The organism is Paraburkholderia piptadeniae (assembly GCF_900007165.1).
GTDB classification, from domain to species: domain Bacteria; phylum Pseudomonadota; class Gammaproteobacteria; order Burkholderiales; family Burkholderiaceae; genus Paraburkholderia; species Paraburkholderia piptadeniae.
The window spans coordinates 72173-87585 of sequence record NZ_CYGY02000017.1 but is presented as its reverse complement, the minus strand read 5'-3'; the positions used below and the strand labels follow the sequence as shown (position 1 = coordinate 87585).

The following is a 15413-nucleotide window of genomic DNA, read 5'->3' as shown; positions in this document are numbered from 1 at the left end:
CGCCCTTACTTTTTCGAAAAGATCGTACGCGCGAGGATGTTGAGCCCCAACACCCCGAGCGTGATCAGGAATACGCCAGCCCACGCGAGCGACTGCCACTGCGCAAACGGGCTCATCGCGAACTTGAAGATCGTAACCGGCAGGTTCGCAACCGGCTGATTCATGTCCACTGTGAAGAATTGATTCGACAGCGCCGTGAAGAGCAGCGGCGCCGTTTCGCCGGCGATACGCGCGATGGCGAGCAGCACGCCCGTGACGATACCCGCCACCGACGCCTTCAGCGTGATCGACAGCACCATCTTCCATTTCGGCGTGCCGAGCGCGAAGGCCGCTTCACGCAGCGCGTTCGGCACCAGCTTCAGCATGTTCTCGGTCGTGCGGATCACGATGGGAATCTGCAGCAGCGCCAGCGCGATCACGCCCGCCCAGCCGCTGAAGTGGCCCATCTTCGCGACGACGAGCGCATACACGAACAGACCGACGACGATCGACGGCGCCGACAGCAGAATGTCGTTGATGAAGCGCGTGACGCTCGCGAGCCAGCTCTTCTGGCCGTATTCGGCGAGATACACGCCCGCCATGATGCCGATCGGCGTGCCGACGAACGTCGCGAGCACGACGAGCAGCAGGCTGCCGACGATCGCGTTCGCAAGACCGCCGCCGTCCGTGTTCGGCGGAGGCGTCGATTGCGTGAAGAGTTCGACGGACAGGCCGCCGATGCCCAGACGCAGCGTCGTATAAAGAATCCACACGAGCCAGATGATGCCGAACGCCATCGCCGCGAGCGACAGCGTCAGCGCGACCACATTGACGGCCTTGCGGCGGCTTTGCAGCTTGTTGCGCATCGCTTCGAGCGCCGCGATGTCGGTGCTGCCCGGCATATTCAACGAGGGCTGGGTCATTTCGCGCCCTCCCCTTTCTCGAGGCGAAGCAGCATGATTTTCGAAATCGCCAGCACGATGAAGGTAATCACAAACAGGATCAGGCCGAGTTCCATCAGCGCCGCCGTATGGAGCCCGGGGCTCGCTTCCGCGAATTCGTTCGCGAGCGCCGACGTGATGCTGTTACCCGGCGAAAACAGCGAAACGTTATCGAGCAGGTTCGTATTGCCGATCACGAACGTGACGGCCATCGTCTCGCCGAGCGCGCGGCCGAGTCCGAGCATCACGCCGCCGATCACACCCGTCTTCGTGAACGGCAGGACGATCTTCCACATCACTTCCCACGTCGTGCAGCCGATGCCGTATGCCGATTCCTTCAGCAGCACGGGCGTGACTTCGAACACGTCGCGCATCACCGAAGCGATGTATGGAATGACCATGATCGCGAGAATGACACCCGCGCACAGGATGCCAATGCCGATCGGCGCACCCTTGAAGAGGGCACCGATGACCGGCATGCCGGAGAGCAGCGAGCCGAGCGGCTTTTCGAACCACGTCGCGAAGATAGGCGCAAAGACGAGCAGACCCCACATGCCGTAGACGATCGACGGAATCGCGGCGAGCAGCTCGATCGCGATGCCGAGCGGCCGACGCAGCCAGGCGGGCGACAGTTCAGTCAGAAAGAGCGCAATGCCGAAGCTCACAGGCACTGCGATGATGAGTGCGATGATCGACGTCGCAATCGTGCCGTAGATGGGCACCAGCGCGCCGAACTGCTCCGAAGGCGGGTCCCAGTCTGAGGTCCACAGGAAGGCGAGACCGAATTTCTGGATCGTCGGCATCGAAGCGACGATCAGCGACACGATAATGCCGCCGAGCAGCAGTAACGTAACGATGGCGGAAAGCCGTGCGAGGCCGCCGAAAATAATGTCGCCGGCTCGGCTGGGCGCCTTTTGCGCCGTGCTGCCGGGCGGAGTCGACCGGGCCGCGTCAGAAGAGAGAGGGAGGTCGGACATGGGAGCTGATAAACCTGTTTCCGCGTTTCCGGTTGCCGCATGGCGTATGCCAGACGGCCAGTACTACGGCCGCCGGGCTTCATCGAAGCCGGGCGGCCGGCCGCGCGCAACATGCACATCACATGCGCGCGGTAGATGCTGCTACGAGGTGAGGATTACTCGGCGAGCGACTTGCCCGATGCGTCCTTGACCTTTGACTTCCATTGCGTCTTGATTTCCGACACGACCGATTCCGGCAGCGAGATGTAGTCCAGATCGTTTGCAGCCTGGCCGCCGTTCTTGAACGCCCAGTCGAAGAACTTCAGCGTTTCCGCGCCTTGCGGACCCTTTTCCTGCGTCGTGTGCAGCAGCACGAACGTCGCGCCGACGATCGGCCATGCGTTCTTGCCCGGCTCGTTCGTCAGAATCTGGTAGAACGACTTCGACCAGTCAGCACCCGCTGCCGCTGCCTTGAACGTTTCCGTCTTCGGCTCGACAACTGCGCCCGTCGAGTTCTTCATGTCGACGTAGATCATGTGGTTCTGCTTCGCATACGCCCACTCGACGTAGCCGATCGCGCCCGGCAGACGCTGCACGAATGCCGCGACGCCGTCGTTGCCCTTGCCGCCCGTCCCCGTCGGCCAGTTGACCGTCGTGCCTTCGCCGACCTTCGACTTCCACTCGGTGTTGACCTTCGACAGGTAGTTCGTCCAGATGAAGCTCGTGCCCGAGCCGTCAGCGCGGCGGACCACGGCGATGTCCGTATCCGGCAGCTTCGCCTTCGGGTTCAGCGCGGCGATAGCCGGGTCGTTCCACTTCTTGATCTTGCCGAGGTAGATGTCGCCGAGCACTTCGCCCGACAGCGTGATTTCGCCAGCCTTCACGCCCGGAACGTTGACCACGGGCACCACGCCGCCGACGACCGTCGGGAACTGGAACAGGCCGTCCTTGGCCAGTTCGTCGTCCTTCAGCGGAGCGTCCGAGCCTGCGAAGTCGACCGTCTTCGCGACGATCTGCTTGATGCCGCCCGACGAGCCAATGCCCTGGTAGTTGACCTTGCCGCCGCCCGTCTTCTGATAAGCGTCAGCCCACTTCGTGTAGATCGGTGCTGCAAAGGTGCTGCCCGCGCCAGTGATGTCGGCGGCTTGCGCTGCGATCGCGAAGAGAGCGCCAGCCATGCCAGCGAACGCGGTTTGCATCAGTTTCATGTTTTCTCCGGTTGGTATGAGCGTGTGACACGACACCGCGAAGAATAGTGGCCGATTATGACGGTACTGTGACTATCCGTGACTTTACCGTGACAGTCTTATTACGTACCCGAAAGGCGTTATGCCAGGGTTTCCACTGCCAAAACGGATGCGCCGCGAATGGGCGATTTCTGGCTCGAAATTGGCGAGCGACAACGTTTGCGCATTCGGCGTATCGATTGCGGCGCCGCCCCGCGGTTTACCGACAGGCGGACACAAAAAAGGGCGGCATGTGGCCGCCCTTCCGGTTGAAACGCTGCGGCCGGAAATCAGGCGGTCGCCTGCTTCACCACTTCGGCGATCGTTTCGGCGTGGTACAAGGCATCTTTCTCGCGCGCGGCCTCGACCATCACACGCAGCACGGGTTCGGTGCCCGACGCACGGATCAGCACGCGGCCGCTGCCGTCGAGCGCGCCCTCCGCGGCGCTGATCGCGCGGCGAATCGCCTCGCTGCCCTTCCAGTCCGCGCCCGGCTGCATGCGCACGTTGATCAGCTTCTGCGGGAAGAGCTTGACGCCTTCCAGCAGCTGCTCGAGCGAACGGCCGCTGCGCTGCATCGCGGCCAGCACGAGCAGAGCGGACACGATACCGTCGCCCGTCGAATGCCGATCCAGTGACAGAATGTGACCGGAGCCTTCCGCGCCCAGTTCCCAGCGATGCTCACGCAGCTTTTCGAGCACGTAGCGGTCGCCGACGGCGGCGCGAACGAACTGCACGCCCGCCTTCTTCAGCGCCACTTCGACGGCCATGTTGGTCATCAGCGTGCCGACTGCCCCTTCGACCTTGCCTTGCGTCGCGATCCGGTCCTTCACCAGCACGTACAGCAGTTCGTCGCCGTTGTAGAGGCGGCCGTTCGCGTCGACAACCTGCACGCGGTCCGCGTCGCCGTCGAGCGCAATGCCGATATCCGCCTTGTTCGCGCGCACGGCGCGCACGAGCGCATCGGGCGCGGTTGCGCCGACGCCGTCGTTGATATTGAAGCCATTCGGCGAGACGCCGATCGTGATCACATCCGCGCCGAGCTCATGGAACACGTGCGGCGCGACGTCGTACGCGGCGCCGTGCGCGCAGTCGATCACCAGCTTCATGCCGCGCAGATCGAACGCCTGCGGGAACGTGCTCTTGCAGAATTCGACGTAGCGGCCAGCCGCATCGTCGAGACGCCGCGCCTTGCCGAGACGCTCGGACGGCGCGCATTCGAGCGGCTTGTCCAGTTGCTCTTCGATCAGCGACTCGACTTCATCCGGCAGCTTGTTGCCGTCGGCGGAGAAGAACTTGATGCCGTTGTCGTAATAAGGGTTGTGCGATGCGCTGATCACGACGCCCGCCGCGAGACGCAGCGCGCGCGTGAGATACGCGACGCCGGGCGTCGGCATCGGGCCGGCCAGCATCACGTCGACACCCGCCGCCGCGAAGCCCGACTCCAGCGCTGCTTCGAGCATGTAGCCCGACACGCGCGTGTCCTTGCCGATCAGCACCGTGGGACGCGTGCCCGTTTTCGCCCACCTGTCGGCGCCCGCAAGCACCTTGCCGGCCGCATAGCCGAGCCGCAACACGAAGTCTGGCGTGATCGGCGCGTCGCCGACCTTGCCCCGTATGCCATCCGTTCCGAAATATCGACGTCCCATAGTGTTCTGTTCCTTCCAGGCGTGGAGATCAGGCGCGACGCGCCGCATCGCGCGTTGCTGCCCAAACTTTCAGTGCATCTACCGTCTGCGCGACATCATGCACGCGGATAATCGCGGCGCCCCGTTCCGCTGCGCACACGGCAGCGGCGACGCTCGCCGCTACCCGCTCCGGCGCGGGCCGGTTCACGACTGTGCCGAGCATCGACTTGCGCGACATGCCGGCGAGAATGGGCAGCGGCGTGCCGACGGTCGGCGCCAGCCGCGGCAGATGCGCGAGCAGCGCGTAATTATGATCGACCGTCTTCCCAAATCCGAATCCCGGATCAACGCTGATGCGATTTTTTGCAACACCAGCGTCCAGCATCGTTTTGACGCGCTCGTCGAGGAACGCGCGGATATCGGCCACGACGTCGTCGTAGACGGGCTCGCTCGCCTGCATCGTTTGCGGGTCGCCCAGCATATGCATCACGCACAGACCGCACTGGCTGTCGCGGATAGCGTCGATCGCGCCGGGCATCCGAAAGCCCCAGATATCATTGATCAAATCAGCGCCTGCCGCCAGCGCATGGCGCATCACTTCAGGCTTGTAGGTATCGACGGAAAGCGGGACGTTCGCGTTGCGCAACTGCTCGACGAGCGGGATCACGCGCTCCAGCTCCTCGTCGAGCGGTACGGGCGGCGCCCCTGGGCGCGTCGACTCGCCGCCGATGTCAACGATATCGGCGCCGTCGAGCAGCATGCACTCGGCCTGGCGCAGCGCCTCGCCGCGCAGCACGTATCGGCCGCCGTCGGAAAAGGAATCGGGTGTGACGTTCAGGATGCCCATCACGAGCGGGCGTTCGAACGACAGCGTGAATCGGCCGCATTGAAGCGGTTCGGGGATCGAAAAAAGCGGGGAATCGGCGTTTGACACGAGACGTACTACGAAGAAGTTGGTGGGGATCGCGACAGAACCGCAATGCGCGTAGCAGCATTAGAAATGAAAACGGGCCGGTGTGCAGCACACCGGCCCGTATAAACCACTCAACCCGTCATCAAGCAGGAGCAGTCGCGCTGCCCGGCTTTACTTCCGCGCCCGGGCTGCTACCACCCGACGATGCGTCGCCGGGAGACGGCGTGCTCTTCGGCGAGCGCGGCGGACGGCCAGCCATGATGTCGTTGATCTGATCGGCGTCGATCGTTTCCCACTCCATCAGCGCGGCGGTCATCGCTTCGACCTTGTCGCGGTTCTCTTCCAGCAAACGCTTCGCGAGGTTGTACTGCTCGTCGAGCACGCGGCGGATTTCCGCGTCGACCTTCTGTTGCGTCGCTTCCGAAATCGAACGCGTGAAACCGCGGCCAAATGGCGACTGGTCGTTCTCATCGTCGACATAGACCATCGGTCCGAGCGCGTCGGTCATGCCAAAGCGGGCGACCATTGCGCGGGCGGTGGACGTCGCCTTGTTGAAGTCGTCCGATGCACCCGTGCTGATCAGGTTCAGGAACAACTCTTCCGCGACACGGCCGCCGAACAGAATGGCAAGGCGATCCAGCAGATAGTCCTTCGAATACGTTTCGTTGTCGTGCTCCGGCAACTGCCACGTCACGCCCAGCGCGCGGCCGCGCGGAATGATCGTGACCTTGTGCACGGGGTCGGCCTTCGGCAGCAGCTTTGCGATCACCGCGTGGCCCGACTCGTGGTAAGCCGTCGCGCGCTTCGCGTCTTCGCGGATCACCGCTGACTTGCGCTCCGGACCCATGAAAATCTTGTCCTTCGCGTCTTCGAAATCCTGCATCTCGACAATGCGCTTGCCACGACGCGCAGCGAACAGCGCCGCTTCATTCACGAGGTTCGCCAGATCGGCACCCGAGAAGCCCGGCGTGCCGCGCGCGATTACCGCTGCGTCGACGTCGTTCGCGATCGGCACCTTGCGCAGGTGCACCTTCATGATGTGCTCGCGCCCACGGATATCGGGCAAGCCGACATACACCTGGCGGTCGAAACGGCCCGGACGCAGCAGCGCCTTGTCCAGCACGTCCGAACGGTTCGTCGCGGCGATAACGATCACACCCGAGTTCGCCTCGAAGCCGTCCATTTCCACCAGCATCTGATTCAGCGTCTGTTCGCGTTCGTCATTGCCGCCGCCCATGCCGGCGCCGCGATGACGGCCGACCGCGTCGATTTCGTCGATGAACACGATACAGGGCGCGTGCTTCTTCGCCTGCTCGAACATGTCGCGCACGCGGGCCGCGCCGACGCCGACGAACATTTCGACGAAGTCCGAACCCGAAATGCTGAAGAACGGCACCTTTGCTTCGCCAGCGATGGCGCGTGCCAGCAGCGTCTTACCCGTTCCCGGCGGGCCGACCAGAAGCACCCCGCGCGGGATGCGGCCGCCCAGTTTCTGGAACTTCTGCGGGTCGCGCAGGAAGTCGACCAGTTCGGAGACTTCTTCCTTGGCCTCGTCACAGCCGGCGACATCTGAGAAATTGATCGCGTTGTTGTTCTCATCGATCAGACGCGCCCGGGATTTACCGAACGAGAAGGCTCCGCCTTTCCCGCCTCCCTGCATCTGCCTCATCATGTAGAACCAGAACCCGATGATCAGGATTGTCGGCCCAAGGTAGTACAGCGCAGACACCAGCGCGTTCGGCTCGTCATCCGCCTTGCCGCTGACCTGCACGCCATACTTCATCAGGTCGCCGACCATCCAGATGTCACCCGGCGACACGATCTGATATTTCTGACCGTCCGCCGGCGTCACCGTGAGGTTGCGCCCCTGGACGATCACGCTCTTGACCTTGCCGCTTTTCGCGTCGTCCATGAACTGAGAATAAGAAACGCCTTCCTGGACGCGGGGCTTGTCGAACTGCTTGAACACCGTAAACAGCACCAGTGCGATTACAAGCCACACTGCTGCTTTCGAAAACATGTTGTTGTTCAAAGCACCACTCCTTCACTCATAGACAAGCGCCTACATTTGCCTTGCGGCACCACTCAGGCATTCTAATCCCTTCCGGGGACCCCTGCCATAAGCATTCGCTACCGCATAAATAGCGTACCGCGCAATCTCAGCGCTCTTATTTTCCGGCGTACCGGCATGCGGGCTCACATATCACTGGACCCTTTTTCAACGTGGCCGTTTCAGATGCTTGCCCAGAATAAACGTCTCGGACGACTTGTCCCGGGACGCTTTCGGCTTGCGCGCGGCCACCGTCCTAAACTGGTGCTTGAACTTTTCGACAATCTGGCTATAACCGCTGCCGTGAAAACATTTGACTAAAAGGGCACCATCGGGTTTCAGGTGGTTTTGGGCGAATTCCAGTGCGAGGTCGCATACATGCTCGATTCGCGCTGCGTCCGCCACCGCCACTCCAGACAGGTTGGGTGCCATATCCGAAATTACAAGATCAACGGCGCGATCTCCGACAACTTCTTCCAGTTGCTGGAGGACATCGTCCTCGCGGAAGTCGCCCTGGATGAAGTGCACGTCCGCGATCGGCTCCATCGGCAGCAGATCGAGCGCGATGATCGTGCCGTCGATCCCGCCTTCGCGCTGCGCGTCGCGGTGCTTGCCCTGCGCGAGCTTGTTGCGCACATACTGGCTCCAGCTGCCGGGCGCCGCGCCCAGATCGACGATGATCTGGCCGGGGCGAATCAGCTTGTCCTGCTCGTCGATTTCCTTCAGCTTGTAGGCCGCGCGGGCGCGATAACCCTCCCGCTGCGCCATTTTCACGTACGGATCGTTGATGTGGTCGTGCAGCCACGACTGGTTGAAGCGGTTTTTTGCCATTAAACGTTGAACTCTTGCTACGTGATGCCGCGCTTTTAGCGGATAATACGCGTTTAATTCGCGCGGCTGCTACCTAGGCCGTCTTCCGCGCCCGTGGTTCTGCTTGCCGCCGTCCTGTTCATGCTGACGCCGGTGCCGTGTTCATCGCAGTTTTCTGCGCAGTTTCTTTTTTCTCGCGCGCGCCCCGCTTATTCGTGGACCGACAGGTTCAAGCTGCGGGCGATGCCATTTTAGTCGAGTCTTCCACTTTCCATGCCAGCCCTCAAAGTTTCTTCCGAACAACGCGCCGAATTGCGCTCCCAGGCTCATGCGCTCAAGCCGGTCGTGATCATCGGCGCCGAAGGGCTGACCGACGCCGTGCTGGCCGAAATCAAGGTCAATCTGAAGGCGCATCAGCTCATCAAGATCCGCGTAGTCGGCGACGAGCGCGAAGAGCGCATCGCGGTCTACGAAGAGATCTGCGATCGGCTGAATGCGGCTCCCATCCAGCATATCGGCAAGCTGCTCGTCATCTGGAAGCCCGAATCGGCGCCGGCCGAACGCGCGCCTGCTGCGAAATCGAAGCGCGCAGCGCTGCCGAGCGCGCGCGAGGCCGTCTCGGAAGAGCCGGCGAAGAAAGGCCGCGCACCGCGCGTCGTCAAGGTCGTCAAGGCGACCGACAACCCGATGCGCCGTCCGAAGCCGCAGAAAGTAGTCGTGCGCGGCAACGAGCGCGTAACGGCGGGCGGCAACATCAAGAAAGCAAAGAAACGCCAGACGAGCGCGAAGCGCATGCATCAGACGAAGTAAATCTGGGGTGGCGCGGCGATCCGGATCGACATTTGGGACCGCGCTATTCGAACCAGAATCACCAGAATCGCAGGCCGTCGCCTCATGCGGCGATCGGCCGCGCCCCATGGGGGACTTGCGAAATTAAATCAGCCTGCGGGCCGAATGCGCCTTTTACGAACGCAGCTTATCCAGCCGTCCTGCCCGCTACGCGCCGGGCACCCTGCTCTGCCGCGAGATTCGCGCCCGCCGGCAGCTTCCACGCGAGCACGATGCCCAACAGACTCTCGATCAGATAGAACACGCTCGACACGCCGTGCAGCATGCCGAACCGGCTTGCATACACGGAGTGGCCGACGTCCGTGCCCGCCTCCTGCGCAGCGATGCGCAACGCATTCATAAACGGCTGCAGCGCGAAGTAGCCAAACAGCACGCATACCAGCATGCCGGCGATCAGCCAGCGCAGACGCCGATACGCATCGCCGCCGCGCCGGATCAGCACATTGCACAGCGCGAGCAGCAACACGCCACATACCACGCCAATCATGCCTTCGATCCGGAACAGCTGCGCCGCGACCGCGCCCGCCGTCATGCGATCGAGCGACGTGAACAGCACGGGCGCCACTGCATAGCCGATGGTCAGCAGACTGCCGACCCAAACGACCGTCAGCAGCCTGAACAGACGATGCGGCATCGAAGACACGGCAGCAGCCTCAGACGTAGCGGACCGCGATGATTTCGTACTCGCGCACGCCGCTCGGCGCCTGCACCGCAGCGACATCGCCTTCCGACTTGCCGATCAGCGCGCGAGCGATCGGCGAGCTGACGGAGATAAGACCGTGCTCGAGATCGGCTTCGTCGTCGCCGACGATCTGATAAGTCACCTCATCGCCCGAATCCAGATCTTCCAGATCGACCGTCGTGGCAAACACGACGCGGCCATCGGCCTCGAGCGCGGCGGGATCGATGACTTGCGCCGCCGCCAGCTTCGATTCGATTTCGGCGATACGGCCTTCGATAAAGCCCTGCTTTTCTTTCGCAGCGTCGTACTCGGCGTTTTCCGACAAGTCACCTTGCGCGCGCGCTTCCGCGATCGAATTGATGACGGCAGGACGCTCGACCGATTTCAGTCGCTGCAATTCGCCGCGCAGCTGATCTGCGCCGCGCTTCGTCAATGGAATAGTGCTCATAAACAGCTCTTGTGGCAAAAAACAGCCATAAAAAAAATCACCGCGGTTAAGTGCATCCCGTACCGGCGCTGGAGCGTGGCGCAAAGCCCGATCTGGCACCTCAGGGACGCCGCTTAACCGCGGCACTTACTTCTTTGACAAAACTCTGAAGCCTTAGTTTAGGCGAGCATGGAGTCCTTGTAAATCATAGACTTCCAGGTCCTTCAGATAACGCAGACCTTCGACGGCCGCACGCGCGCCCGACATTGTCGTGTAGTACGTGACCTTGTTCGCCTGCGCGCTCATGCGAATCGAACGCGAATCGGCAATCGCGGCGCGCGTTTCGTCGACGGTCGTGAAGACGAGCGCGATCTCGCCGTTCTTGATCATGTCGACGATGTGCGGACGGCCGTCCTTCACCTTGTTGACGACGCGCACGGGTACGCCCGCAGCTTCGATCGCCGCCGCCGTGCCCTTCGTCGCGACGAGCGGATAGCCCAGCTCATGCAGCATGCGCGCGACCTCGACGGCCTTCGGCTTGTCGGCGTCCATCACGGTCAACAGCACCGTGCCCGATTCCGGCAGACGCGAACCCGCCGCGAGCTGCGACTTGAAGAGCGCTTCGCCGAACGTACGGCCGACGCCCATCACTTCGCCCGTCGAGCGCATTTCCGGTCCGAGCACCGGGTCCACGGTCGGGAATTTGACGAACGGGAACACCGCTTCCTTCACGCTGAAGTACGGCGGCTCGACTTCCTTCGTCACGCCCTGCTGCGCGAGCTTCTGGCCGACCATCGCGCGCGCCGCGATCTTCGCGAGCGGCAGGCTCGTCGCCTTCGACACGTACGGCACCGTACGCGAAGCGCGCGGATTCACTTCGAGCACGTAGATGATGTCCTGCTTCGAGCCATCCGCTTGCGGGACCTGCTGGATTGCGAACTGCACGTTCATCAGGCCGACCACGTTGAGCGCCTTCGCCATCGCGCCTGTCTGGCGCTTCAGCTCGTCAACCGTCTCCTTCGACAGCGAGTACGGCGGCAGCGAGCACGCCGAGTCGCCCGAGTGCACACCCGCTTGCTCGATGTGCTCCATCACGCCGCCGATGAACACCGTGTCGCCGTCCGAGATGCAGTCGACATCGCATTCGATCGCGTCGTTCAGGAAGCGGTCGAGCAGCACGGGCGAATCGTTCGACACCTTGACGGCTTCGCGCATGTAGCGCTCGAGATCGCGCGGCTCGTGGACGATCTCCATCGCACGGCCGCCGAGCACGTACGACGGACGCACGACGAGCGGATAGCCGATTTCGTCGGCGAGCTTCAGCGCTTCGTCTTCCGCGCGTGCGGTGCGATTGGGCGGCTGACGCAGATTCAGGTCTTGCAGCAGCTTCTGGAAACGCTCGCGGTCTTCCGCGGCGTCGATCATGTCCGGCGACGTGCCGACGATGGGCACACCGTTCGCTTCGAGATCGAGCGCGAGCTTCAGCGGCGTCTGGCCGCCGTACTGGACGATCACGCCGAGCGGCTTTTCCTTGTCGACGATTTCGAGCACGTCTTCGAGCGTCAGCGGCTCGAAGTACAGACGGTCCGACGTGTCGTAGTCGGTCGAAACGGTCTCGGGGTTGCAGTTGACCATGATCGTTTCGTAGCCGTCTTCGCGCATCGCGAGCGCGGCGTGCACGCAGCAGTAGTCGAACTCGATGCCCTGGCCGATCCGGTTCGGGCCGCCGCCCAGCACCATGATCTTCTTCTTGTTCGTCGGGTTCGCTTCGCACTCTTCCTCGTAGGTCGAGTACATGTATGCGGTCTTCGTCGCGAACTCGGCCGCGCAGGTGTCCACGCGCTTGTACACCGGGCGCACGTTCAGTTCGATGCGGCGCTTGCGCACGTCGTCGCCCGTCGCGCCGAGCAACTTCGCGAGTCGGCGATCCGAAAAGCCGCTCTGCTTCAGATAGCGCAACTCTTCCTTCGACAGGCTCGCGAGCGTGCGGCCTTCGAGCGCCTTTTCCTTGCGGACGATTTCTTCGATCTGCGCGAGGAACCACGGATCGATCGACGTCTCCTCGAACACTTCCTGTTGCGTGAGGCCCAGGCGGAACGCGTCGCCTACGTACCAGATGCGATCGGGACCGGCTTCGCCGATCTCGCGGATCACTTCGTCGCGGCTCGCGGTCTTTTCGTCGAGACCGTCGACGCCGACTTCCAGACCGCGCAGCGCCTTCTGGAACGATTCCTGGAACGTGCGGCCGATCGCCATCACTTCGCCGACCGACTTCATCTGCGTGGTCAGACGCGGATCGGCTTCGCGGAACTTCTCGAACGCGAAGCGCGGAATCTTCGTGACGACGTAGTCGATGGTCGGTTCGAACGAAGCCGGCGTCTGGCCGCCCGTGATTTCGTTCTTCAGTTCATCGAGCGTGTAGCCGACGGCCAACTTCGCCGCGACCTTCGCGATCGGGAAACCGGTCGCCTTCGATGCGAGCGCCGACGAACGCGACACACGCGGGTTCATTTCGATCACGATCATCCGCCCGTCTTTCGGATTGATCGAGAACTGCACGTTCGAGCCGCCCGTGTCCACGCCGATCTCGCGCAGCACCGCGAGCGATGCGTTACGCAGGATCTGATATTCCTTGTCGGTGAGCGTCTGCGCGGGCGCGACGGTGATCGAGTCGCCCGTGTGGATGCCCATCGGGTCGAGGTTCTCGATCGAGCACACGATGATGCAGTTGTCCTTCTTGTCGCGGACCACTTCCATCTCGTACTCTTTCCAGCCGAGCAGCGATTCTTCGATCAGCAGCTCGCGCGTCGGCGACAGATCGAGACCGCGCTTGCAGATCTCTTCGAATTCCTCGCGGTTGTACGCGATGCCGCCGCCAGATCCGCCCAGCGTGAACGACGGACGAATGACGATGGGATAGCCACTGCCGCCCGTGAACGCGGCGATCTCCGCGTGCACCTGCATCGCCTCATCCATCGAATGCGCGATGCCCGACTTCGCCGAGCCGAGGCCGATCTTCGTCATCGCTTCCTTGAACTTCTGGCGGTCTTCGGCCTTGTCGATCGCTTCCGGCGATGCGCCGATCAGCTCGACGTTGTACTTCTCCAGCACGCCATGGTGATGCAGATCGAGCGCGCAGTTGAGCGCCGTCTGGCCGCCCATCGTCGGCAGGATCGCGTCCGGGCGCTCCTTCGCGATGATGCGCTCGACCACTTCCCACGTGATCGGCTCGATGTACGTGACGTCGGCCGTATTCGGGTCGGTCATGATTGTCGCCGGATTGCTGTTGACGAGAATGACCTTGTAGCCTTCCTCACGCAGCGCCTTGCACGCCTGCGCGCCCGAGTAGTCGAACTCGCACGCCTGGCCGATGATGATCGGACCTGCGCCGATGATGAGGATGCTCTTGATATCTGTCCGCTTGGGCATAACGCTCTCGCTAATGTATTCCTGAGTTCTTTCCGTTGGCGCGCCGGCGGTGTGCCGTTCGGACCGTGTGCCGAACGGCGTCGCGGGGCGCGCTCTTTTCTATCGCTGCTCGCGAGCGGCTGCTGCCGGCGCTGCGCTCGACTCTTACGCCGCCGCCGACTTGTTGCCCTTCTGCTGGTCCATCAACGCAGTGAAGCGGTCGAACAGATAAGCGATATCGTGCGGACCGGGCGACGCTTCCGGGTGGCCCTGGAAGCAGAACGCCGGCTTGTCCGTCAGCGCGAAACCTTGCAGCGTGCCGTCGAACAGCGACACGTGCGTGACCTTCGCGTTTGCGGGCAGCGTATCGGCGTCGACCGCGAAGCCGTGGTTCTGCGACGTGATCACGACGCGGCCGTCGTCGAGATCCTTCACCGGGTGGTTTGCGCCGTGGTGGCCCGTCTTCATCTTCATCGTCTTCGCGCCGACGGCGAGACCCATGATCTGATGGCCGAGGCAGATGCCGAACGTCGGAATGCCGCGCTCGATGAACTCGCGCGTCGCGGCGATCGCGTAATCGCACGGTTCCGGATCACCGGGACCATTCGACAGGAAGATGCCGTCCGGGTTGAGCGCGAGCGCATCGGCCGCCGTTGCTTGCGCCGGTAGCACCGTGACCTGGCAGCCGCGCTCCGCGAGCATCCGGAGGATGTTGTATTTCACGCCGTAGTCGAACGCGACGACACGGTAGCGCGGCGTGTTCTGCATGCCGTAGCCGCTGCCGAGACACCATTCCGTCTGCTTCCACTCGTACGGCTTTTGCGTCGACACGACTTTCGCGAGGTCCATGCCCGCGAGGCCCGGGAACGAGCGCGCGAGTTCGATTGCCTTCGCTTCGTCATCCGAACCTGCGAGAATCGCACCATTTTGCGCGCCCTTGTCGCGCAGCACGCGCGTGAGCTTGCGGGTGTCGATACCGGCGATTGCGACGACGCCTTCGGCCTTCAGGTAATCCGGGAGCGAGCGCTCCATGCGGAAATTCGACGCGAGAACGGGCAGATCACGGATGATCAGGCCAGCGGCATGGACTTTCGTGGCTTCGACGTCTTCGGCGTTCACACCGACGTTGCCGATGTGCGGATACGTCAGCGTGACGATCTGGCGCGCGTAGCTGGGGTCGGTCAGGATTTCCTGATAGCCGGTGATGGCCGTATTGAAAACGACTTCGCCGATCGTGTGACCGGGCGCGCCGATCGAGTAGCCGCGAAAGACCGTGCCGTCGGCGAGCGCGAGAAGAGCGGGAGAAAATGACGGCAACACGGGAGACTCCTTGGGGGAACACCCTGTTGCCGACCTGTCTATCCGACCGTGCGGGCCGCGGCGAGGCGCATCGGACGATGCGCGCGCAGGCTCGCTCGCGTGTCGCTGTTCGTGGCGTCGCGTCAGGCACTGCAGAGCGTGCAATCTGCCCATTGTGTAGGCGGACTGGCTGGCTGCGGGCCGCTGGCGACGGTAGCCGGTGTGTTCACGAAAAACCTGCCCGG

At 62.8% G+C, this 15413-nt stretch carries 12 protein-coding genes; 1 reads left to right on the top strand and 11 read right to left on the bottom strand.

All coding sequences use genetic code 11. The features are described 5' to 3' along the window. Nucleotides 1-5 precede the first annotated feature (5 nt). The 7 genes from pstA to BN2476_RS07870 all read right to left on the bottom strand — a co-directional run bounded on the left by pstA (nt 6) and on the right by BN2476_RS07870 (nt 8524). Nucleotides 6-902, bottom strand: coding sequence for a phosphate ABC transporter permease PstA (gene pstA, locus BN2476_RS07900; RefSeq protein WP_087733600.1), 897 nt, complete (start codon nt 900-902; stop codon nt 6-8). Next, on the bottom strand, nt 899-1897 hold the full coding sequence (gene pstC, locus BN2476_RS07895) for a phosphate ABC transporter permease PstC (RefSeq protein ID WP_087733599.1): 999 nt from the start codon (nt 1895-1897) through the stop codon (nt 899-901). Before pstC ends, pstA begins: the two co-directional genes overlap by 4 nt. Before the next feature lie 155 nt (nt 1898-2052). After that, entirely contained in the window at nt 2053-3084 is a 1032-nt protein-coding gene (pstS, locus tag BN2476_RS07890; protein WP_087733598.1) for a phosphate ABC transporter substrate-binding protein PstS, read from the bottom strand. Between the two features lie 308 nt (nt 3085-3392). Further along, complete coding sequence (glmM, locus tag BN2476_RS07885) at nt 3393-4751, bottom strand: phosphoglucosamine mutase (protein ID WP_087733715.1); 1359 nt, start codon at nt 4749-4751, stop codon at nt 3393-3395. Between the two features lie 28 nt (nt 4752-4779). Beyond that, nucleotides 4780-5664, bottom strand: coding sequence for a dihydropteroate synthase (folP, locus tag BN2476_RS07880; RefSeq protein ID WP_087733597.1), 885 nt, complete (start codon nt 5662-5664; stop codon nt 4780-4782). A gap of 121 nt (nt 5665-5785) precedes the next feature. Continuing rightward, nucleotides 5786-7675: an ATP-dependent zinc metalloprotease FtsH gene (gene ftsH / locus BN2476_RS07875; protein WP_087733596.1), complete on the bottom strand. Its 1890-nt coding sequence runs from the start codon at nt 7673-7675 to the stop codon at nt 5786-5788. Between the two features lie 186 nt (nt 7676-7861). After that, nucleotides 7862-8524 carry an RlmE family RNA methyltransferase gene (locus BN2476_RS07870; protein ID WP_087733595.1) on the bottom strand — a complete coding sequence of 221 codons (663 nt, stop codon included), beginning with the start codon at nt 8522-8524 and terminating at the stop codon, nt 7862-7864. 252 nt (nt 8525-8776) lie between these two features. Between BN2476_RS07870 and BN2476_RS07865 the strand changes: the two genes are divergently transcribed. Beyond that, nucleotides 8777-9313 carry a YhbY family RNA-binding protein gene (locus BN2476_RS07865; protein ID WP_087733594.1) on the top strand — a complete coding sequence of 179 codons (537 nt, stop codon included), beginning with the start codon at nt 8777-8779 and terminating at the stop codon, nt 9311-9313. Between the two features lie 166 nt (nt 9314-9479). On the opposite strand, the gene BN2476_RS07860 is transcribed toward BN2476_RS07865, so the two are convergent. The 4 genes from BN2476_RS07860 to carA form a co-directional block, all read right to left on the bottom strand. Next, nucleotides 9480-9986: a DUF4149 domain-containing protein gene (locus BN2476_RS07860; RefSeq protein WP_087733714.1), complete on the bottom strand. Its 507-nt coding sequence runs from the start codon at nt 9984-9986 to the stop codon at nt 9480-9482. 19 nt (nt 9987-10005) lie between these two features. Beyond that, complete coding sequence (gene greA, locus BN2476_RS07855) at nt 10006-10482, bottom strand: transcription elongation factor GreA (protein WP_087733593.1); 477 nt, start codon at nt 10480-10482, stop codon at nt 10006-10008. 153 nt (nt 10483-10635) lie between these two features. Further along, nucleotides 10636-13890, bottom strand: a complete 3255-nt coding sequence (gene carB, locus BN2476_RS07850; RefSeq protein WP_087733592.1) for a carbamoyl-phosphate synthase large subunit — start codon at nt 13888-13890, stop codon at nt 10636-10638. A 144-nt stretch (nt 13891-14034) separates the two neighbouring features. After that, a complete protein-coding gene (gene carA / locus BN2476_RS07845; protein ID WP_087733591.1) occupies nt 14035-15189 on the bottom strand; it encodes a glutamine-hydrolyzing carbamoyl-phosphate synthase small subunit in 1155 nt (384 codons plus the stop codon). Nucleotides 15190-15413 lie beyond the last annotated feature (224 nt).

Bases quoted from the DNA above. Each gene is read 5' to 3' on its own strand.
- BN2476_RS07870 (WP_087733595.1), bottom strand. From the start codon at position 8,524: ATGGCAAAAAACCGCTTCAACCAGTCGTGGCTGCACGACCACATCAAC.
- glmM (WP_087733715.1), bottom strand. From the start codon at position 4,751: ATGGGACGTCGATATTTCGGAACGGATGGCATACGGGGCAAGGTCGGC.
- greA (WP_087733593.1), bottom strand. From the start codon at position 10,482: ATGAGCACTATTCCATTGACGAAGCGCGGCGCAGATCAGCTGCGCGGC.
- BN2476_RS07865 (WP_087733594.1), top strand. From the start codon at position 8,777: ATGCCAGCCCTCAAAGTTTCTTCCGAACAACGCGCCGAATTGCGCTCC.
- BN2476_RS07860 (WP_087733714.1), bottom strand. From the start codon at position 9,986: ATGCCGCATCGTCTGTTCAGGCTGCTGACGGTCGTTTGGGTCGGCAGT.
- pstS (WP_087733598.1), bottom strand. From the start codon at position 3,084: ATGAAACTGATGCAAACCGCGTTCGCTGGCATGGCTGGCGCTCTCTTC.
- pstA (WP_087733600.1), bottom strand. From the start codon at position 902: ATGACCCAGCCCTCGTTGAATATGCCGGGCAGCACCGACATCGCGGCG.
- carB (WP_087733592.1), bottom strand. From the start codon at position 13,890: ATGCCCAAGCGGACAGATATCAAGAGCATCCTCATCATCGGCGCAGGT.
- pstC (WP_087733599.1), bottom strand. From the start codon at position 1,897: ATGTCCGACCTCCCTCTCTCTTCTGACGCGGCCCGGTCGACTCCGCCC.